This window comes from Sphingobium sp. LF-16, from assembly GCF_003711185.1.
Classification (GTDB): domain Bacteria; phylum Pseudomonadota; class Alphaproteobacteria; order Sphingomonadales; family Sphingomonadaceae; genus Sphingobium; species Sphingobium yanoikuyae_A.
On record NZ_CP029335.1, the window covers coordinates 4,355,528 to 4,375,004 of the forward strand.

18 protein-coding genes are annotated in these 19,477 nt (G+C 64.3%); 14 read left to right on the forward strand and 4 right to left on the reverse strand.

Annotated features, from left to right (window positions below; genetic code table 11):
• Nucleotides 1–80: 80 nt before the first annotated feature.
• On the reverse strand, nucleotides 81–1,292 hold the full coding sequence (locus DIZ22_RS20520) for an LL-diaminopimelate aminotransferase (protein WP_004209971.1): 1,212 nt from the start codon (nucleotides 1,290–1,292) through the stop codon (nucleotides 81–83).
• Nucleotides 1,293–1,435: 143 nt separating this feature from the next.
• On the opposite strand from DIZ22_RS20520, the gene phaC reads away from it, so the two are divergent.
• The 9 genes from phaC (at nucleotide 1,436) to DIZ22_RS20565 (ending at nucleotide 12,595) form a co-directional block, all read left to right on the forward strand.
• A complete protein-coding gene (gene phaC / locus DIZ22_RS20525) occupies nucleotides 1,436–3,175 on the forward strand; it encodes a class I poly(R)-hydroxyalkanoic acid synthase (RefSeq protein ID WP_048936283.1) in 1,740 nt (579 codons plus the stop codon).
• Nucleotides 3,176–3,315: 140 nt separating this feature from the next.
• Entirely contained in the window at nucleotides 3,316–4,182 is an 867-nt protein-coding gene (locus tag DIZ22_RS20530; RefSeq protein ID WP_048936284.1) for a phasin family protein, read from the forward strand.
• A 177-nt stretch (nucleotides 4,183–4,359) separates the two neighbouring features.
• The gene (gene clpS, locus DIZ22_RS20535) at nucleotides 4,360–4,731 is read left to right on the forward strand and encodes an ATP-dependent Clp protease adapter ClpS (RefSeq protein ID WP_004209974.1); all 372 of its coding nucleotides are present in this window, start codon (nucleotides 4,360–4,362) and stop codon (nucleotides 4,729–4,731) included.
• A gap of 143 nt (nucleotides 4,732–4,874) precedes the next feature.
• Nucleotides 4,875–5,480: a hypothetical protein gene (locus tag DIZ22_RS20540; RefSeq protein WP_048936285.1), complete on the forward strand. Its 606-nt coding sequence runs from the start codon at nucleotides 4,875–4,877 to the stop codon at nucleotides 5,478–5,480.
• Between the two features lie 143 nt (nucleotides 5,481–5,623).
• Nucleotides 5,624–7,132: a glycerol-3-phosphate dehydrogenase gene (locus DIZ22_RS20545; RefSeq protein WP_048936286.1), complete on the forward strand. Its 1,509-nt coding sequence runs from the start codon at nucleotides 5,624–5,626 to the stop codon at nucleotides 7,130–7,132.
• On the forward strand, nucleotides 7,129–8,601 hold the full coding sequence (locus DIZ22_RS20550) for a glycerol kinase (protein WP_048936287.1): 1,473 nt from the start codon (nucleotides 7,129–7,131) through the stop codon (nucleotides 8,599–8,601). Before DIZ22_RS20545 ends, DIZ22_RS20550 begins: the two co-directional genes overlap by 4 nt.
• Nucleotides 8,602–8,715: 114 nt before the next feature.
• Nucleotides 8,716–10,215 (forward strand): catalase, encoded by a 1,500-nt coding sequence (locus DIZ22_RS20555; protein ID WP_048936288.1) that lies wholly within the window; start codon nucleotides 8,716–8,718, stop codon nucleotides 10,213–10,215.
• A gap of 129 nt (nucleotides 10,216–10,344) precedes the next feature.
• The gene (locus DIZ22_RS20560) at nucleotides 10,345–12,126 is read left to right on the forward strand and encodes a sensor domain-containing diguanylate cyclase (RefSeq protein ID WP_048936289.1); all 1,782 of its coding nucleotides are present in this window, start codon (nucleotides 10,345–10,347) and stop codon (nucleotides 12,124–12,126) included.
• A 91-nt stretch (nucleotides 12,127–12,217) separates the two neighbouring features.
• Nucleotides 12,218–12,595, forward strand: coding sequence for a MerC domain-containing protein (locus DIZ22_RS20565; RefSeq protein WP_004209982.1), 378 nt, complete (start codon nucleotides 12,218–12,220; stop codon nucleotides 12,593–12,595).
• A 95-nt stretch (nucleotides 12,596–12,690) separates the two neighbouring features.
• Here DIZ22_RS20565 and glpX read toward each other — a convergent pair whose 3' ends face one another.
• Entirely contained in the window at nucleotides 12,691–13,674 is a 984-nt protein-coding gene (gene glpX, locus DIZ22_RS20570; RefSeq protein WP_004209983.1) for a class II fructose-bisphosphatase, read from the reverse strand.
• A gap of 220 nt (nucleotides 13,675–13,894) precedes the next feature.
• Here glpX and DIZ22_RS20575 point away from each other — a divergent pair, with 220 nt between their 5' ends.
• Nucleotides 13,895–14,332, forward strand: a complete 438-nt coding sequence (locus DIZ22_RS20575) for a hypothetical protein (protein ID WP_048936290.1) — start codon at nucleotides 13,895–13,897, stop codon at nucleotides 14,330–14,332.
• A 20-nt stretch (nucleotides 14,333–14,352) separates the two neighbouring features.
• Here the strand turns inward: DIZ22_RS20575 and DIZ22_RS20580 are convergent, their stop codons facing one another.
• A complete protein-coding gene (locus DIZ22_RS20580) occupies nucleotides 14,353–15,657 on the reverse strand; it encodes a homoserine dehydrogenase (protein ID WP_010336871.1) in 1,305 nt (434 codons plus the stop codon).
• A 109-nt stretch (nucleotides 15,658–15,766) separates the two neighbouring features.
• Nucleotides 15,767–16,645, reverse strand: a complete 879-nt coding sequence (locus DIZ22_RS20585; protein WP_048936291.1) for a hypothetical protein — start codon at nucleotides 16,643–16,645, stop codon at nucleotides 15,767–15,769.
• Nucleotides 16,646–16,894: 249 nt separating this feature from the next.
• On the opposite strand from DIZ22_RS20585, the gene DIZ22_RS20590 reads away from it, so the two are divergent.
• The 4 genes from DIZ22_RS20590 to DIZ22_RS20605 all read left to right on the forward strand — a co-directional run bounded on the left by DIZ22_RS20590 (nucleotide 16,895) and on the right by DIZ22_RS20605 (nucleotide 19,433).
• On the forward strand, nucleotides 16,895–17,557 hold the full coding sequence (locus DIZ22_RS20590; protein WP_004209989.1) for an energy transducer TonB: 663 nt from the start codon (nucleotides 16,895–16,897) through the stop codon (nucleotides 17,555–17,557).
• Nucleotides 17,558–17,628: 71 nt separating this feature from the next.
• Complete coding sequence (locus DIZ22_RS20595; protein WP_004209990.1) at nucleotides 17,629–18,384, forward strand: MotA/TolQ/ExbB proton channel family protein; 756 nt, start codon at nucleotides 17,629–17,631, stop codon at nucleotides 18,382–18,384.
• Nucleotides 18,385–18,497: 113 nt separating this feature from the next.
• Nucleotides 18,498–18,986: a biopolymer transporter ExbD gene (locus DIZ22_RS20600; RefSeq protein WP_004209992.1), complete on the forward strand. Its 489-nt coding sequence runs from the start codon at nucleotides 18,498–18,500 to the stop codon at nucleotides 18,984–18,986.
• Nucleotides 18,987–19,010: 24 nt separating this feature from the next.
• Nucleotides 19,011–19,433, forward strand: a complete 423-nt coding sequence (locus DIZ22_RS20605; RefSeq protein WP_004209993.1) for a biopolymer transporter ExbD — start codon at nucleotides 19,011–19,013, stop codon at nucleotides 19,431–19,433.
• Nucleotides 19,434–19,477: the final 44 nt, after the last annotated feature.

Below are 19,477 nucleotides of genomic sequence, written 5' to 3' on the forward strand. Positions count from 1 at the left end.
GCCTAAAGCAAACGCCGCCGGACAAACCAATGTCCGACGGCGATCATGGTCATGTTTCGGGCGCGCAACGCGCGTGAAGGTCAGGCAGCGCCCTTCGACGAGGGCGTGTTGACGCCCATCGACTTAAGATACTGCTTGATGTTGCGCGCCGCCTGGCGGAGCCGCTGCTCATTCTCGACCATGGCGATGCGGACATAGCCTTCGCCATCCTCGCCATAGCCCACGCCCGGCGCCACCGCGACCTTGGCATGGGTCAGCAACTGCTTGGAAAATTCCAGGCTCCCCATGTCCTTGAGCGCGGGGGGCAGCGGCGCCCAGGCGAACATCGACGCGCGCGGCGCGGGAATGTCCCAACCAGCGCGGGAAAAGCTCTCGACCATCACGTCGCGGCGCTTGTGATAGAGTTCGCGATTCTTGGCGACGATGTCCTGCGGGCCGTTGAGCGCGGCGCAGGCGGCCGCCTGGATCGGCGTGAAGGCGCCATAGTCGAGATAGGATTTCACCCGGCTCATCGCCGCGATCAGCTGCTTGTTGCCGACCGCAAAGCCGATGCGCCAGCCGGCCATCGAATAGGTCTTGGACAGGGACGTGAACTCGATCGCGACATCCTTGGCGCCCGGCACCTGCAGGATGGAAGGCGTCGGATTGCCGTCATAATAAAGCTCGGAATAAGCGAGGTCGCTCAGCACCCAGACCTTGTTCTCCTTCGCCCAGGCGACGAGCCGTTCATAGAAGGCCAGGTCCACCGTCTCCGCCGTCGGGTTGGACGGATAATTGACCACCAGGATCGACGGGCGCGGCACGGTGAAGGCCATGGCGCGGTCGAGCGCGCGGAAATAATTCTCGTCCGGCGTCGTCGGCACCGACCGGATGGTGGCGCCCGCAATGATGAAGCCGAACATGTGGATCGGGTAGCTGGGGTTGGGCGCCAGCACCACGTCGCCCGGCGCGGTGATCGCGGTGGCGAGGCTGGCGAGGCCTTCCTTCGACCCCATGGTCACGACGACTTCGGTTTCCGGGTCGACGTCGACGCCGAAACGGCGGCCATAATAATTGGCCTGCGCCTTGCGGAGGCCCGGAATCCCCTTGGACTGGGAATAGCCATGGGCGTCCGGCTTGCTGGCGACTTCGACCAGCTTGGCGATGACATGATCGGGCGGCGGCAGGTCGGGATTGCCCATGCCCAGGTCGATAATATCCTCTCCCGCGGCGCGGGCTGCGGCTCGCATCGCGTTCACTTCGGCGATGACATAGGGCGGCAGGCGCTTCATGCGGTAGAATTCTTCGGACATTATAGGGGCTTTCCTGAAAGCTCTCGGTAAGGAATAGTGCGTGGCACGCATTCGGCGTGTCACAATCTGGCTATAACCCGCCAGGCTGCGGCGCGCCAGTGAAAGCGGCTGATATCGGCAATGCCAGGAGGAGGAAGGTGGCCATGGAAACGCAGGATGTCCTGGAGCCCCATCTCCCGACCCTGGCGGAGATGCAGAAATGGACCCAGGTGCTGGGCCGCGCGCAGCAATTGATGCTGGAACAGGCGGCGGGTGCGACCGGCCGGGTGCTGCCCTTCGATCCCGAGACCGTCGCCCGCATCCAGACCAGCTTTGCCGATGAAGGGCTGGCGCTATGGCAGCGCTTTCTTGATTCTGGCGGCCTGCTGCGCGACCAGCCCGATCCGCCGCCGGCCGACAGCCCGGCTGCGCGCAAGGACCGGCGCTTTGCCGATCCCGCCTGGACGACCCATCCCTTCTACGACCTGATCCGGCAAAGCTATTTGCTGATCTCCGATTATCTGATGAACCTGGCCGATGCGGTCGACGGCGTCGATCCCAAGGCGAAGGCCAAGCTGCGCTTTGCCACCACCGGCATGCTCGACGCGATGGCGCCGTCCAACTTTCCGCTGATGAATCCGACGGTCGTTGAAAAGACGATCCAGAGCGGCGGCGAGAATCTGGTGAAGGGCCTCCAGCATATGCTGGCCGATATGGAGAAGGGCCAGCTTACCCATACCGACGGCACCCAGTTCGAACTAGGGCGCAACATCGCCGCGACGCCGGGCAAGGTGGTTCACGAAACCCCGCTCTACCAGCTCATCCATTATGCGCCCTCGACGCCCAGGGTGCTGGCGACGCCGCTCATCATCTTCCCGCCCTGGATCAACCGCTTCTACATTCTCGATCTCTCGCCCGAAAAAAGCTTCGTCAAATGGGCGGTGGATCAGGGGATCAGCGTCTTCCTCGTCTCGTGGAAATCGGCCGACGCCTCGATGAAGGACATGGTCTGGGACGACTATATCCTCAATGGCCAGGTCGACGCGATCGACACGGTGCGCGACCTGCTCAACGTGCCCAGCGTCCACACCATCGGCTATTGTGTGGCGGGCACGACGCTGGCCGCCACGCTGGCGTTGCTGGCGGCGCGGGGCGAAGCCGACAAGGTGGCGAGCGCGACCTTCTTCACGGCGCAGGTCGATTTCAGCGCGGCCGGCGACCTCACCCTGTTCGTCGATGACGAGCAGATGAAACTGGTCGACCGTCTCTCCTCCAGCGGCTTCCTCGACGGGCGCTACATGGCGGCGACCTTCAACCTGCTGCGCGGGCGCGACCTCATCTGGAACTATGTCGTCAACAACTACCTGCTCGGCATGGACTATCCGCCCTTCGACCTGCTCTACTGGAATGGCGACACCACCAACCTGCCGGCGCGCTGGCATCGCGACTATCTGACCCAGCTCTATCGCGACAATATGCTGGTGGTGCCCGGCGCGATCAGCGTCGCGGGCACGCCGATCGACCTGACGCAGATCCACACCCCGGCCTATGTCCAGGCCGGCAGGGAGGATCATATCGCCCCGCTTGAAAGCGTGTGGAAACTGACCGAGCATCTCGCCGGGCCGGTGCGCTTCCTGCTGGCAGGCTCGGGCCATATCGCCGGCGTCATCAACCCGCCGGTCGCGCAGAAATATCAATATTGGACCGCTGACGCGCCGCAGCCGACGCTGGATGATTTTGTTGCGGCTGCGCGCGAGACCAAGGGCAGCTGGTGGCCGGACTGGGCCGAATGGCTGCGCGGCATCGATTCGCGCGAAGTGGCTGTCCGCGGCGCGCGCAGGCCGGGCGGCGGCAAGCTTCGGGCAATAGAAGATGCGCCCGGACGTTACGTAAAAGCCCGGTAGAGGCGCGGATTTCAGCCATTCCCCATTGGCCGCCGATCAGTGCCGAAACATCAATATGTCTGATTTGTTGCACTGCACAATGGGCTTGTAATCCTTTGGGATAAGGCTTATTGTGCAGTGCAACAAACGGAGGATGGTCGATGGCCGTTACCCCTAAGTCTGCGCGTGCCAAGCCGGTCGCGAAAAGCGGTTCCGCAACCTTGTCTGCCAGTGAGGCACTCAAGGCGGCTGAGTCCGCCCTGGGTGAAAAGCCCGCGCCCAAAAAGCCTGTCCCGCGCAAACCCGTCGCCAAGGCTGCTCCGGCAAAGGCGTCCGCGCCCAAGCCGATAGCAAAGAAGCCGGCGTCGGTCGCTGCTGCTGCTAAAGCCCCTGCTGCGGAACCGGCACCCGTTGCCGATCCGGTGGCGGTGGTCGCGGCGACGACGGCGGTGGATGCCGCACCCGAACCGATTGTTGAAGATGTTGAGGCGGTAGTGGCTCCGGAGCCTGTGTCCGCCCCGAAGACCAAAGCGAAGACGCTGCCTGCCACGGAAGGAACATTGATCATGAACGATATCCTCGAAACCGGTAAGAAGTTCGCCGAAGATACCAAGGCCAAGATGGAAACGGCCTATGCCGACCTGAACGAGAAGGCGAAGGCCGGTGTCGAAAAGTCGACCAAGGCGATGGAAGAGCTGAGCGACATCGCCAAGGGCAATGTCGAAGCGCTGGTGGAATCGGGCAAGATCGCGGCCAAGGGCTTCGAGACGCTGGGCCAGGAAGCCGTCGACTACAGCCGCAAGAGCTTCGAGAAGGCGACTGCCTCGATCAAGAGCTTCTCGACCGCCAAGACCCCGACCGAATTCTTCCAGCTGCAGAGCCAGTTCCTGTCGAGCAGCTTCGACGAGTTCACCAAGGAAGCGGCCAAGAGCAGCGAAGCCTTCATGAAGCTGGCCGGCGACATCAGCCAGCCGCTGACCGCGCGCGTGACCCTGGTCACCGACAAGGTGAAGTCGCTCGCCGCCTGAGGCGGGCTGATTTTACAGCCGAATTTCCGGGCCGATATCCGGCCGGGATGACGAACGAGGGCGGTGCTCCGGTCGGAGCATCGCCCTTTTTCTCGCCGGGGAAACGTGGTTACGCAGCGATGGCATGCGGTCGGCCCCCTTGCCTTGGCAGGACAAATCGCCATATTCTTCTGCATCATGAACCATCTCTTCAACGCATCGGCAGGCGCGCCCTTCAGGGCCGGTCCGGATCAGGACGATACGGGCGACAATGACCCGAACATCGGCGTCGCCACGCGTACCCGCACCCGCACCAAGAAGCCGTCGCTCTACAAGGTGCTGATGCTGAATGACGATTACACCCCGATGGAGTTCGTCGTGCATGTCCTTCAGCATTTCTTCCGCATGGACATGGAGGAAGCGACGCGGGTGATGCTGCACGTCCATCAGCGCGGCGTCGGCGTGTGCGGCATCTTCAGCTATGAAGTGGCCGAGACCAAGGTGAACCAGGTGATGGATTTCGCCCGGCAAAACCAGCATCCGCTGCAATGCACGCTGGAAAAGGCCTGACATTGTCGGGAGGGCGCGCGCCCTTAACCTTTTCTTGGCCAGTGTAGCGCCTCTATTTCAATCGATTACATGATTGAAATACAATGTTTTTTCAGACTTATTCGGCATGAATGGTCCCGCTAAACGAAGTGGGGACTTCCAGCATGACGACTATCAGCAGTTACAACAACATGACCATGCCGCCATCGCCGCGCATGTCGATGACCAATCGCATCGACGCCGCGGTGGAGACCGGCTCCATCTCGGAGACGGATGGCGACGCGCTCGAAACCGCGCTCGATTCCATCGATTCCGCGCTCAGCAGCTCCGCCAGTTCGGGCAGTTCACGGCTCGATCCGTCTTCGATGAAGGATCGGATCGATTCCCTGATCGATGATCAGGTATCGGCCGGCACCCTGACCGAGGATCAGGCGGCGCAGTTGCAGAGCCTCTTTGCCCAGGGACCGGGCGGCGCGGGGGCGTCGTCCGATGGCGAAGACAGTATGAGCATCGACGGCCTGGCCGCCATGGACGGGATGCAGGGGCCGCAGGGCATGCGCGGCCCACCGCCGCCGCGCCCGGTCGAGGACAGCAGCGATGACGACAGCACGACCAGCGAGACGAGCGCGACCAGCGCCACCGATCAGTTGGATTCGATCATCGCCTTCCTCGAAAATCTCCGCTCCAGCCTCAGCCAGTCGCTCTACGGATCGACCAGCAGCGCCACGAGCAGCAGCAATAGCGGTCTGGTGGTCGACAGCCTCGCCTGACGGCGCGCCCTTCTGACGAGCGCGGGGGCTCGCAGACATCCGGCCGGCACCATGGGCTATCGCGCATGGGGCTGGCCGGATGAATTTTCACGATCTTGCCTTCGTTAATATCGGGGGCAGCATTTTGCCGCTAGAACGGCGGCGTGACGCAGGAGACGGCCCCTTTCATCCACGACCTTGCCGTGATCGGCGGCGGGGTGAACGGGTGCGGCATCGCGCGCGATGCGGCGGGGCGGGGGGCCAGCGTGTTGCTGCTCGAACGGGGCGACCTGGCACAGGGCACCTCCTCGGCCTCGACCAAGCTCATCCATGGCGGGCTGCGCTATCTGGAACATCGGGCCTTCGGCCTGGTCCGCGAATCCCTGGCTGAACGGGAAAGGCTGTGGCGCATCGCGCCGCACATCATCCAGCCGATGCGTTTCGTCCTGCCCTGGGTCGAGGGGCTGCGCCCGCGCTGGCTGCTGCGCTTCGGCCTCTTCCTCTACGATCATATTGGTGGTCGCCGCGCCCTGCTGGCGACGGAGGCGATCGACCTGCGCCAGCATGTCGCCGGCGCGCCGCTGCGGGCGGGGTTCGGCCCTGCCTATGTCTATTCGGACGGCTGGGTCGACGACGCCCGCCTGGTCATCCTCAATGCCCGCGACGCCGCCGATCATGGCGCGGATATCCGCCCCCGCATGCAGGTGCTGCGGCTGGAGCAGGCCGGCGATCATTGGCGCATCCATGCGCGCGATGCGGCCGGGCAGGCGCAGACCTTCCATGCGCGGGTCGTGGTCAATGCCACTGGTCCCGCCGTGCTCGACCTGCTGGATCGGGCTGATCGCCGCGCCGATCGGCTCATCCGGCTGGTGCGCGGATCGCATATCGTCGTGCCGCGCCTGTTCGACCATGGCATGGCCTATTTCTTCCAGCTGCCCGACGGCCGCATCTTCTTCGCCATCCCCTATCAGCATCTCTATACGCTGATCGGCACCACCGACCGCGATCATCAGGATGGCGTCGATCCGATCGAGGCCAGTGCCGAGGAAATCGCCTATCTGTGCGAGGGCGCGAACCGCTATTTCGCCCGGTCGATCAGCCCCGCCGATGTCGTCTGGGCCTTTGCCGGCGTCCGGCCGCTGATCGACGATGGATCGGCCCGGCCGGAATCGGCGACGCGCGGCTATCATCTCGATCTTGATCGGGAGGAGGGCGCGCCGCCACTGCTCAGCATCTATGGCGGCAAGATCACCACCTATCGCCATCTCGCGGCCGATGCGATCGCCCTGCTGAAGCCGCTCGTGCCTGCGCTGGCGGGTGATGACTGGACGGCGGACGCGCCGCTCCCCGGCGGCGATTTCCCGATGACCGGCCTGGCCGATCTCGTCGCCGCGCTGGCCGGCGACTACCCCTTTCTCGATCTCGACACGGCCGAACGGATCGGCTGCGCCTATGGCACCCGTGCCCGCGACTGGCTGGGCGCGGCGCGCGACTGGTCGGACCTGGGCCGGGATTTCGGCCATGGCCTGACCGAAGCGGAACTCTGCTACCTGCTCGCGCGCGAATGGGCACAGACCAGTGAGGATATTCTCTGGCGCCGGACCAAATTGGGCCTGCGCTTCGACGCCGCGCAACTGGCCGCGCTCGATGCTTGGCTTGAGGAGAGGGCATGACCGACCGCTATCTGCTGGTGCTGGACGAGGGGACCACCTCGACCCGCGCGATGCTCTATGCCCCCGACGGCTGCCGCATCGCGATGGCGCAGGCGGAACTGACCCAATATTATCCACAGCCCGGCTGGGTCGAGCATGACGCCGCCGAAATCTGGACCCGCACGCGCGATTGCACCCGTCAGATGGTGGATCGGGCGGGTGGCGCCGACCGGATCGCGGCCATCGGCATCACCAACCAGCGCGAGACTGTGGTCGCCTGGGACCGGCGCACCGGCGAACCGCTGGCGCCCGCCATCGTCTGGCAGGATCGGCGCACGGCGGCGCAATGCACGGCGCTGCGTGAGGCCGGCCATGAAGCGATGCTGCAACAGCGCACCGGTCTCGTCGTCGATCCCTATTTTTCTGCCAGCAAGATGCGCTGGCTGATCGATCATGTGCCGGCCGTGGCGCAGGCGGGGGATAGGCTGGCGCTCGGCACGATCGAAAGCTGGCTGGTATGGAAACTGACCGCTGGCCTGCATGTCAGCGACGCCAGCAATGCCAGCCGCACCCAGCTGGTGGCGCTCGACGGCACCGATTGGGATCCGGCCTTGTGCGACCTGTTCGGCGTGCCCCGCGCGGCGCTGCCCGAAATCGTCGACAATGCCGGCACCTTTGGCGACACGCTGGCAGAGCTGTTCGGCGGCGCCATCCCGATCCGCGGACTGGCCGGCGATCAGCAGGCGGCCAGCATCGGTCAGGCCTGCCTGACGCCCGGCGATGCCAAGGCGACCCTGGGCACCGGCGCCTTCATCCTCGCCAATATGGGCGCGCAGATGCCGGCCTCGCGCCATCGCCTGCTCGGCACCCTGCTCTACCGGATCGGCGGCCAACGCATCTATGCGCTCGAAGGATCGATCTTCATCGCCGGCAATCTCATCAAATGGCTGCGCGATCAGCTCGGCCTGATCGGATCGGCGGCGGAGACGGAGGCACTGGCTCGCTCCGTGCCCGACAGCGGCGGCGTGCTGATGCTGCCGGCGCTGGCGGGGCTGGGTGCGCCGCACTGGCGGCCCGATGTGAACGGCGTCATCGCCGGCCTCACCCAGGGATCGACCCGCGCGCACATCGTCCGCGCCGCGCTCGAATCCCTTTCGCACCAATTGTCCGATCTCGCCACCGCCTTCGCCGCTGACGGCGCGCCCTGGCGCCAGCTGCGGATCGATGGCGGCATGAGCGTCAATGACTGGATCGCCCAGGATATCGCTGATATGCTCGATGTCAGTGTGGACCGTCCGGCGGATGTGGAAACCACGGCGCTGGGTGCGGCCATGCTGGCAGGGCTGGGGGCTGGATTGTTCCGCTCCCTGGACGAGGCCGCGACGATGGCAGGGAAGACGACTCGATTTGATCCGGCAATGCTGCCGCAGCCGCGCGATGCGCGACTGTCGGCATGGCACCGCCTGCGCGATCGGGCGCTGACCGCCTGACTCGGGCGATCTTCAGATTGACCGTAAAAATCGATCACCCAATCCGATTTAATCAGTTTTTCTGAAACTTCGCGGGGCCTTAGCCTGTTCTCATCCAAAGTTGAGGAGGACGATATGGTCGATAAGCCAGTGATGACGACGAGCGCGGGTGCGCCGATTGCCGATAACCAGAACAGCCTGAGCGCAGGCCCGCGCGGGCCGCTGCTGCTCCAGGATTATCAGCTGCTCGAAAAGCTGGCGCACCAGAATCGCGAACGCATCCCCGAACGTGTCGTCCATGCCAAGGGCTGGGGCGCCTATGGCACGCTGACGATCACTGGCGATATTTCCAAATATACCAAGGCGAAGGCGCTCCAGCCGGGTGCGCAGACGCCGATGATCCTGCGCTTCTCAACCGTGGCCGGCGAATTGGGCGCGGCCGATGCCGAGCGCGACGTGCGCGGCTTTGCGATGAAATTCTATACGCCCGAAGGCAATTGGGATCTGGTCGGCAACAACACGCCGGTCTTCTTCGTGCGCGATCCGCTGAAATTCCCTGATTTCATCCACACGCAGAAGCGCCATCCGCGCACCAATTTGCGCTCGCCCACGGCGATGTGGGACTTCTGGTCGTTGTCGCCGGAATCGCTGCACCAGGTGACGATCCTGATGTCGGATCGCGGCCTGCCGACCGATGTGCGCCACATCAACGGCTATGGCAGCCACACTTTCAGCTTCATCAACGACGCCGGCGAGCGCTTCTGGGTGAAGTTCCACTTCAAGACGATGCAGGGCCATCGCCACTGGACCAACGAGGAAGCGGCGGATGTCGTCGGCCGCACCCGCGAATCCACGCAGGAGGATCTGTTCGAGGCGATCGAGAAGGGCGACTTCCCCAAATGGAAGATGCAGGTCCAGATCATGCCGGAACTGGATGCGGACAAGACGCCCTATAATCCGTTCGACCTCACCAAGGTCTGGCCGCATGCCGATTATCCGCCCGTCGACGTCGGCGTGCTGGAGCTGAACCGCAACGCCGACAATTATTTCGCGGAGATCGAGCAGGCAGCCTTCTCGCCGTCCAACATCGTGCCGGGCATCGGCTTCTCGCCCGACAAGATGCTCCAGGCGCGCATCTTCTCCTATGCCGACGCGCACCGGCATCGGATCGGCACCCATTATGAGGCGCTGCCGGTCAACGCCCCCAAATGCCCGGTGCATCATTATCATAAGGACGGGGCGATGCGCTTCTTCCCGAACAATCCGAACCCGGCCGCCTATTATGAGCCCAACAGCTTTGGCGGCCCGGTCGAGGATCAGCGCTTCATGGAGCCGCCGCTGAAGATTTCGGGCGATGCCGACCGCTATAATCATCGCGAAGGCAATGATGATTTCGGCCAGCCGCGCGCGCTGTTCAACCTGTTCGACGATGCGCAGAAGGCGCGTCTCTTCGCCAATATCGCCGCCGCCATGGGCGATATCCCGGATGAGATCGAGGAACGCCAGTGCAAGCTCTTCGATCAGGTTCATCCCGACTATGGCGCGGGCGTGCGTCAGGCACGGGCCACGATCAAGGATCGCAATCCGTCGATTTCGGCTCCGACCGATGCGCTGTTGGCTGACGCATCCAGTTGAATAGACTTGTAATATTGTAAAAACAGGCCCCGATGATGGTCACCGGGGCCTGTTTTCATCTATTCGCTGTGAAATAGTCGGCGGCATAGGAATATATATTAACATTGTCCGCTTAACCCGGATGGGAACATGACGCGGCCCGCCCTTCGCCATATTTCCCTGAAAATGTCGGTATTTACCGGCCTGCTTTACTTCGCGGTCGCGTCGCTTGCTTTGCTGACCTCGCGATTCGAAGGTGGTTTGGCCTTCATCTGGGGCGCCAATGCCCTGCTGATGGCGGAAATGATGACCGCGCGTATGCGCGCCTGGCCGCGCCTCATCCTCTCCTGCATGGTCGCCAGCACGATGGCGACGGCGCTGCTCGGCATTGGCGCATTGGCGGCGGCGCCGATGGCTATCCTCAATGTCGGGGAGGCGCTGGTGGTCGCCTATATCTGCCGCCGGCTTGGCGTCGGGCGACAGATCGCCGCATCGATGCGCGAATTGTCCATCTTCATCTTCGCGCTGGCGGGCGTCGCCAATGTGCTTGCCGCTATCGGTGCCGGGCTGGTGGTCTCCATTTTGCTGGGTGGTGATTTTCCCCATATCTGGCTGCAATGGTATAGCGGCCATGTGCTGGGCGGCCTCATCTGCACGCCGCTGCTGCTGATCCTGCTGCAGGGCGAGGTGAGCCGCTGGGCGCGCCAGGCCCGGCCGATCGAGCGGCTGGAGGCGTTCGGCCTGCTGTCCGCCTTTGCCCTGTGCGCCTGGTGGATCTTCTATCGCGTCGATTATCCCATGCTGTTCGCCTCGCTCCTGCCGCTGGTGCTGATCGCCTTCCGCACCGGCTATGCAGGGTCGGCGGCGGCGATCGTCATCCTCGCCCTGATCGGCGGCACGGCGACCATGACCGGCCATGGACCGCTCCGTCTGGTCGCGGCCAGCATTCCCGAACGCATCCAGTTCTTCCAATTCTATCTCGCGCTCAGCTTCCTGCTGTCCGTCCCCGTGGCGGCCGAACTCAACAGCCGTCGCCGCCTGATCCGCATGCTGCGCGACAGCGAGGCGCGCTATCGCGCCTTTGCCGAACATAGCGGCGACGGCGTGGTCAATCTCAGCATCGACGGCATCATCCAATATGTCTCGCCTTCGGCCGTCGACCAGATCGGCATCGATGCAGACCGACTGCTGGGCCAGCCGGCCGTCGACCTGATCGACCCGGAATATCGGCCCTTCGCAATCGTCACCCATCGCCGCGCGCTCGCCCATCCGGGGGAGGCGCATGCGGTCGAATTTCGCCCCAACCGGCCGGACAATGATTTCGACTGGTACGAGATGCTGGTCCGCGCCGTGCTGGACGAGCAGGGGCGGGCGATCGGGGTCATCAGCACGGTGCGCGACATTTCCCGCCACAAGGCGCGCCAGCGAGCGCTGCACCAGGCCGCGGCGCAGGATGCCCTGACCGGTGCCGACAGCCGCCGCGCATTGCAGGAAAAGCTGGACGACCAGATCGCCCGCGTCGCGGCCGGCGGACAGGCCTGCCTGCTGCTGATCGACATCGACCATTTTAAGTCGGTCAATGACCGCCATGGCCATGCCGCTGGCGACCGGGTGCTGGTGGGCTTTGTCGAGCGGCTGCGCCAGGCGCTGCGTGGCACCGGCAGCATCGGGCGCCTGGGCGGCGAGGAATTTGCCGTGCTGCTGCCCGATGTCGATCTGGAACGGGCCGAGCGCATCTGCGAGCATCTGCGCACCCGCGTCGGGGTGCGGTCTTTCCCGCTCGGCAATGGCGAGGATATCGCCATCACCTTCAGCGCTGGCCTTGTCGAACTGGACGGCAGCGCCAGCGCCGCGACCCTGATGGAGGCGGCGGACAAGGCGCTCTATGCCGCCAAGGGCAGCGGCCGCAACTGTCTGCGCTTCGCCGCCTGACGGTCCGGCGGAACGGGAGCGTCTTTCCCGCCGGAAAAATCGGTGATGTTATGTTGTAACTTATGCCGGTCTCGACTATGTAGCACGCACCATGCTGCTCAGCTTCCGTCACGCCCTGGAATCCGGACGCCTCGATCGCCTTGCGATGGCGCTTTCGGGCCTGTGCGTCGCGCATTGTTTCCTGACCGCAGTGGTGCTGGGCCTGCTGGCATCGGCCGGCGGCATTTTCGACAGTCCGATCTTCCATGAAGCGGGGCTGGCGCTCGCCATCCTGATGGGCGCGATCGCGCTCGGCCATGGCGCGCTGGTCCATCGTTTCATGATGCCCGCCGCGATCGGTTCGCTGGGCCTTGGCATCATGGCCGGCGCGCTGACCATGGACCATGGCTGGCAGGAAAGCGCCTATACGCTGCTTGGCGTCGCCATTCTCGCCCTCGGCCACGATCTCAACCACCGCGCCAGCCACTGATCGCCGGCGATTATCGGGGGGCGATCATCCCGCATCGATGACCACGAAAAAGGGGGCCTCTCGGCCCCCTTCGTCTTTCCGTCCTGTCCGCCCGATCAGGCGTCCTTGCGCTCCACGCGATGCTCGCCCTTGACCCAGCGCACGGTGCCGGTGCTGGCGCGCATCACCACGCTCTCGGTGGTCAGCTTGTCGCCCGGCAGATGCTTCACGCCCGCCAGCAGCGACCCGTCGGTCACGCCGGTCGCGGCAAAGATGCAGTCGCCCTTGGCCAGTTCCTTGAGGTCATAGACCTTGTCCAGGTCGGTGATGCCCCACTTGTAGGCGCGCTGCTTCTCGTCATCGTTGCGGAACAGCAGGCGGCCCTTGAACTGGCCACCCACGCAGCGCAGCGCGGCACAGGCCAGCACGCCCTCGGGCGCGCCGCCCGAACCCATATAGATGTCGATCGTGGTTTCGGGATTGGTGGTCGCGATCACGCCGGCAACGTCGCCGTCCGGGATCAGCATGATGCCGCAGCCGATCGCGCGCAGTTCGGCGATCAGCTTCTCGTGGCGCGGACGATCCAGCACGCAGACGATGATCTCGTGCGGATCGACGCCCTTGGCCTTGGCCACCGCCTCGACATTCTCCTTCACCGACTTGTTGAGGTCGATGATATTGTCGGGATAGCCCGGACCGACGGCGATCTTGTCCATATAGACGTCGGGCGCGTTGAGCAGGCCGCCTTCTTCCGAAATGGCGAGCACGGCCAGCGCGTTCGGGCCGGCCTTGGCGGTGATGGTGGTGCCTTCCAGCGGATCGAGCGCGATGTCGATCTTGGGGCCCTTGCCGATCGCGTTGCCGACCTTCTCGCCGATATAGAGCATCGGCGCCTCGTCGCGTTCGCCCTCGCCGATCACGACGGTGCCGTCCATGTAGAGGTCGTTGAAGGCCAGGCGCATCGCCTCGACCGCAGCGGCGTCGGCGGCCTTCTCGTCGCCCCGACCGACCAGCTTGGATGCGGCGATTGCAGCCGCTTCGGTGACGCGCACCATTTCGAGTACCAAGACGCGATCGAGAATCGAACTAGCCTGCACCATAGCCACTCCTCTGCTGTAACTGATAGAGCAGGGCGATAGGATGTCCGCCTCTGCTTGTCGACCCAACTTGCCCGGCTCGCAAAGCTTTTCATAGTCGTGATGCCACGGATGGACGCGCCTTTGCCTTATATGGCATTCCGCAGCGTCCAGCCGCTGCCATCATCCCGCCATGTTCGACTGTTCAGATGTCGTCATGCGGTGGGTCTTGTCTTTCCCTCTTTTGCTGATCGGCCTGCCGCTGGCAGCCGCGCAGGAGATCGTGCCGGTGGATGAAGCGCCGCTCGCCCAGCGCACCACGATGGAGGAATATCAGGCGCGCACCGCTGTCGTGCGCCCCTGCGATCGCAGCGGCGGCGGCATCGTCGTCTGCGGCAGCCGGGCGGAGCGCAATGCGAAGGAAAGGCTGCCGCTACCGCGCGAGCCGGTCGAGGGGCGCCCGCTTGCCGGCGATACGCCGCGCGCGTCCGCTGCCGCACCCAGGCAGGGCGCCTGTGGCGTCGTCGGCGGGCAGGGGACGGGCTGCGTCGGTGGCGGCGTGCCGATCCTGGGCGCTGCCATGCTGGCCGGCAAGGCCATCACCCATTTGTTCGACCCCGACGCCGACATGGCGCCACCGCCGCCCCTGCCGGTTTCGGTCAAGGGCGCCGGCCAGCACTGATCCAACCGGTCCCGGCGCGATCAATCCAGAATATGCATGACCATCGGCGTGTCGAGCAGGCTGTCGGAGCCGGCCAGCCGCTCCAGCGTCTCGCGCACGCAGCGTTCCTCGCCGGCATGGGTGACGATCGCCACGAGCACGCCATCGGCCTGGTTGGCGCCGCGCTGGATCATGCTCTCGATCGAGACGCCGGCATCGCGGGTCGCGGCGGCAATCTCGGCCAGCACGCCGGGACGATCCTGCACCTTGAAGCGCAGATAGGCGCGGCCGATCCGCTGGCCGGCGTCTGCCGGCTGCTGCGGGGTCAGGGCGGCGACCGGCATCGCGAGCGCATCGCCATATTCGTCCCGCGCCACGTCGATCAGGTCGGCGACCACCGCCGATGCGGTCGGGCCGTCGCCCGCGCCACGCCCCTGGAAGAAGAGACGACCGACGAAATTACCCTCGGCCACGACGGCATTGAGCGAACCGTCGACATGGGCAAGCGGATGGTCGAGCGGCACCAGCATCGGATGGACGCGCTGGAACAGGCCTTCTGGCCCATTCTCCGCCATGCCGACCAGGCGGATACGGAAGCCCAGGGCCGCCGCCTCGGCAATGTCGGCGGCGATCACATGGCGGATGCCGGTGGTGGCGACATGGTCGAAGTCCAGTTCGGTGCCAAAGGCGAGGCTGGCGAGGATGGTCAGCTTGTGCGCGGCATCGACGCCGTCAATGTCGAAGCTCGGATCGGCCTCGGCATAGCCCAGCTCCTGGGCTTCCTTCAGCACCTCGTCAAAGCCCCGGCCTTCCTTCTCCATGGTGGTCAGGATGTAATTGCAGGTGCCGTTGAGGATGCCATAGACGCGGCTGATCTCGTTGGCGGCCGCGCCTTCGCGCATGCCCTTGATGACCGGGATGCCGCCGGCGACCGCCGCTTCATATTTGAGCGCCACGCCGGCCTTCTCGGCGCGGCTGGCAAGGTCCAGGCCATGATGGGCCAGCATCGCCTTGTTGGCGGTGACGAACGGCTTGCCGGCGGCCAGGCACTGGCGGGCGAGGGTGAGGGCCGGGCCGTCGGCGCCGCCGATCAGTTCGACCACCACGTCGATATCGTCGCGGGTCGCCAGCGTCGTCATGTCGTCGACCCATTCATAGGGCGACAGGTCGACGCCGCGATCCTTGTTGCGGTCGCGCGCGGAGATGGCGACCACCTGCACCGGGCAGCCGGCGCGGCGGGCAATCAGGTCGCCATTGGTGTTGAGCAGGCGAATGACGCCGCCACCCACCGTTCCGAGGCCAACGAGCGCGACGCGCAGCGGGGCATGGCGGTGGAGATTGGTCATGGCGTTTCCTGGTCCTTCGCACTGTAAGAGCCGCGCTGATAGCGGCCCGAGCGCCGCTGTCCAAGGAAAAGCACAGCGGCGCCCGATTGAAAGATAAGTGCGTAGGGGGTCAGCTCGGCTTTCGATTGCGTGCGCAGCGACCGAGTGCGTTCAGGACGAACTGGTAATCGGCGCGGGCGGCTTCGGCGTCCTGCACTGCCAGGGTGCGGACCGACCGGGCCGGAAGAGTGGCCGGCAGGCTGCAGCTCAACCGATACCAGAGCAGGCTGCCGGGGGCAGGGGCGCGGGCGGCTTCGTCGACGATTTCGCCCAGCGCCACGGCCCAGCTGGGCTGTTGTCCGGGGCGGCGGATGATCGACAGCGATACCGGGTCGCCATTTTCGGTGCGCAGGAAAATCTGCGTCTCGCCCTCGCCGGCGATCGTGCCTGCCACATGGAAAGCGTCGCCCAGGCCAATGATTCGCGGCGGTGCGTCCGGCGCAACCAGTGCCGACAGAACGGTCTTCACCCGTTCTACTTCAGCAGGGGTGGCGGCGATCTGCGCATCGCGCGCAATCAGTTGAATCTGGCCCGGCCGCCCGCCCGGACGGGCAAACAGCAGCACCTGCGCCTTTTTCAGCTTGGGCATCTTGCCCTTCGAATCGAGGCGGGCGTCATAAAGATAGCCGACGGTCGGGCTTATGCCCCCTTCGCCGCGAATCAGTGCGGTCACTTCGGCCTCGACATAGACCCTGCGATAGCCTGCCGGGACGTCCGGAGCCTGTTCGGGCTTCAATGGGACGATGTTGCTAATGCGCACGTTGGCAACCAGCGGTGCCGCATCGGAAAGGTCGGCAATGTCGGCATAGGTCAATCCGGCGGCAACCGTCGATGATTGCGCTGTCATCGAATTTGTCTGAGAAAATGCCGGGAAAACGGCGGTATATGAGGCCGAAATGAGGCACAACGAGGCGAGCGTCTTCATGGCCGTGGTGGATTTCTTCTGCATCTTCGTCCTATGCTATCAGCCCGTGGCAGGGATGTCACAGGCAAGTCATTCCGGTGTGTAATGGTAAACGCAAGCCGGTAGTTCGATAAAGCGTTTGCGTGCCACGATGCGCCGCGATAGGAGTTCGCACGGTAGCAAATGGACGGATAAGGGCCAAAGGTGGTCGGGGATACCCCCGGGCAGCTCGGCCCGTTTTTGGCTGATTTGTACAACCCACTGGTAAGATGAGTTAAGGAGTGTCGTTGCCGAATGGCCTATGCTGACCACTCGCAAGGATCGAGTCGCACGATATCGATCGTCATCGTCGCCCTGATTCACGCTGTTCTCGGCTATGCCTTCGTCACCGGTCTTGGCATGAAATATGTCAAAAAGGCGGCGGAACAGCTGAACGTGATCGACGTGAAGGAGGAGCCCCCGCCACCTGACGAGGAGCCGCCGCCGCCGCCGCCGGACAAGCCGATTGAGCCTCCGCCGGTCGTCGCGCCGCCGCCGATCGTCCAGACCCCGGCCCCAGCGCCGCCGATCCAGACGGTTCGGACGCCGCCGCCGGTGTTCAATGAGGTTCCGGTGCCCGCACCGCCGCCGGCCCCGCCGCCGCCGCCCGCTGCAAAGCAGGCTGCAAAGGGCGTGTCGCCGCGTGGCAATCCGGGTTCCTGGGCAACCACGGAAGACTATCCTTCGCGCGCTCTGCGTGAAGAAAAGCAGGGGACCACTGGTTTCCGTCTTGAAGTGGGCGCCGATGGCCGTGTCACGAGCTGCACCGTTACGCAGTCGAGTGGCTCGCCTGAACTGGACGACGCAACTTGTAAGCTGGTTTCCCGCCGCGCGCGCTTTAGCCCCGCGGAAGATGACCAGGGTAACAAGATCCCGTCGACCTACGCGAACCGCATTCAGTGGCGGATCCCGCAGTAATTTAAACGGGAGGGCAGGCGCCCGGCGCCGCTCTCCCCTTTCACGATCCTTTTGAGAGGGAAGTCTTGAACATGTTGATGTATCTCGCAGCCGCGGCGCCCAAGCCGGAAAACCCGTACGGCCTGATGGAAGCCCTGGAGCAGGGCGGCACCATTGCCTGGACCGTCTTCATCATCCTGTGCGCCATGTCGGTCGGCACTTTCTACATCCTGTTCACCAAGCTGATCGAACAGCAGAAGGTGATCAGCCAGGGCAAGAAGATCCGTGCGACCTTCTGGCGCGCCGCTTCGCTGAAGGAAGCTTCGGCCAAGCTCGAAAAGAACTCGGCCTACAAGCAGATCGTCGATGACGGCATCAAGGCTCAGGAAGAGCATGGCAAGCTGAAGGATCCGGTCGAAGCACATGACTGGCTGCACGGCTCGCTGGCTCGCTCGGAAGCCGCGATCAACTCGTCGCTCGGTGGCGGCCTGGCGTTCCTCGCCACCGTCGGTTCGACCTCGCCGTTCATCGGTCTGTTCGGTACCGTTATCGGCATCTACCGCGCTCTGATCAAGATCGGTGCTGCCGGTCAGGCCTCGATCGACGCCGTTGCCGGCCCGGTCGGTGAAGCTCTGATCATGACCGCGCTGGGTCTGGCCGTGGCCGTTCCCGCCGTTCTGGCCTACAACTTCCTGCAGCGCCGCAACAAGGCGATCTCGGAACAGCTGAACGGCTTCACCGTCGACCTGCTGGCCTACCTGGTTTCGGACGGCGCCGTGAAGCCGACCGTTGCTGCCGCTCCGGCCGCTGCTGCTGCCAAGCCGGCTGCTGCGCCGACCAAGGCCTAATCGCCTTAAGACGCCGGTTCGGGCGCCGGGTGGCGGCTGCGACCACCCGGCCCCTGCCGGACAGGGGCCCCGGTTAACGGGGCACCTACGACACCAAGGTTAGGATTGTATCAATGGCAATGAGTGTTGGCTCCGACGGCGGTGACGACAAGCCGATGTCCGACATCAACACGACGCCGCTCGTCGACGTCATGCTGGTGTTGCTCATCATCTTTCTCATCGCGGTCCCGGTCGTCGTCCAGACGGTCGATCTGCAACTTCCCAAGGTGGCGTTCGAGCCGACCACGACGAAACCCGAAAATGTTTCCTTGTCGGTCACCTCGGCGCCCGACGGCAGCTGTGCGGTTTACTGGAACCTGACCAAGGTCAGCTCCGACGAACTGCTCGATCGCGCCGTCGCCAAGCTGGAAGCGGACATCAAGAAGGCTGGTGGTGTTGAAAATCTGACGCCCGAGGATCTGCCCGAAGTGCATATCCGCGGCGACATCAATACCCCCTATCGTTGCATCGGCGGCACCATCTACACGATGCAGCGCGCCGGTTTCCCGAAGGTGGGCTTCATCTCCGAACCGGAACCCGGTTCGACGACGACCCGCCTCTGATCGGCCGCATAAGGAGAATTCGTTATGGCCATGAGCATGGGCTCCGATGATGGTGAGCCGATGGTGGAAATGAACACGACGCCGTTGATCGACGTCATGCTCGTTCTCCTCATCATGTTCATCATCACCATTCCGATCCAGACCCACGCGGTTAAGATCGATCTGCCGCAGAGCGCGCCTCCGAGCGACAATGTGGTCGACCCTGTCAAGAACAAGGTCGCGATCGATGCCGGCGGTGTGATCAGCTGGAACGGCGCGCCGATCGACCTGCTGACCCTGCGTCAGTATCTGCAGCAGTCGCTGCGTCTGCCCGTCGAGCCGGAACTGCAGTTCCAGCCGAACGCGCAGACCCGCTACGTCGTCGTTGACGAGGTGCTGGCGGAGATCAAGCGCGCGGGCGTGACCAAGCTGGGTTTCGTCGGCAACGAGCAGTATAGCTCGTTCTGATCCCTGATCGTCCGGGGCCCGTCGGTCTCAGACTTCCCGTCTCC

Bases quoted from the DNA above. Each gene is read 5' to 3' on its own strand.
- DIZ22_RS20520 (WP_004209971.1), bottom strand. From the start codon at position 1,292: ATGTCCGAAGAATTCTACCGCATGAAGCGCCTGCCGCCCTATGTCATC.
- phaC (WP_048936283.1), top strand. From the start codon at position 1,436: ATGGAAACGCAGGATGTCCTGGAGCCCCATCTCCCGACCCTGGCGGAG.
- DIZ22_RS20530 (WP_048936284.1), top strand. From the start codon at position 3,316: ATGGCCGTTACCCCTAAGTCTGCGCGTGCCAAGCCGGTCGCGAAAAGC.
- clpS (WP_004209974.1), top strand. From the start codon at position 4,360: ATGAACCATCTCTTCAACGCATCGGCAGGCGCGCCCTTCAGGGCCGGT.
- DIZ22_RS20540 (WP_048936285.1), top strand. From the start codon at position 4,875: ATGACGACTATCAGCAGTTACAACAACATGACCATGCCGCCATCGCCG.
- DIZ22_RS20550 (WP_048936287.1), top strand. From the start codon at position 7,129: ATGACCGACCGCTATCTGCTGGTGCTGGACGAGGGGACCACCTCGACC.
- DIZ22_RS20555 (WP_048936288.1), top strand. From the start codon at position 8,716: ATGGTCGATAAGCCAGTGATGACGACGAGCGCGGGTGCGCCGATTGCC.
- DIZ22_RS20560 (WP_048936289.1), top strand. From the start codon at position 10,345: ATGACGCGGCCCGCCCTTCGCCATATTTCCCTGAAAATGTCGGTATTT.
- DIZ22_RS20565 (WP_004209982.1), top strand. From the start codon at position 12,218: ATGCTGCTCAGCTTCCGTCACGCCCTGGAATCCGGACGCCTCGATCGC.
- glpX (WP_004209983.1), bottom strand. From the start codon at position 13,674: ATGGTGCAGGCTAGTTCGATTCTCGATCGCGTCTTGGTACTCGAAATG.
- DIZ22_RS20580 (WP_010336871.1), bottom strand. From the start codon at position 15,657: ATGACCAATCTCCACCGCCATGCCCCGCTGCGCGTCGCGCTCGTTGGC.
- DIZ22_RS20585 (WP_048936291.1), bottom strand. From the start codon at position 16,645: ATGCAGAAGAAATCCACCACGGCCATGAAGACGCTCGCCTCGTTGTGC.
- DIZ22_RS20590 (WP_004209989.1), top strand. From the start codon at position 16,895: ATGGCCTATGCTGACCACTCGCAAGGATCGAGTCGCACGATATCGATC.
- DIZ22_RS20595 (WP_004209990.1), top strand. From the start codon at position 17,629: ATGTTGATGTATCTCGCAGCCGCGGCGCCCAAGCCGGAAAACCCGTAC.
- DIZ22_RS20600 (WP_004209992.1), top strand. From the start codon at position 18,498: ATGGCAATGAGTGTTGGCTCCGACGGCGGTGACGACAAGCCGATGTCC.
- DIZ22_RS20605 (WP_004209993.1), top strand. From the start codon at position 19,011: ATGGCCATGAGCATGGGCTCCGATGATGGTGAGCCGATGGTGGAAATG.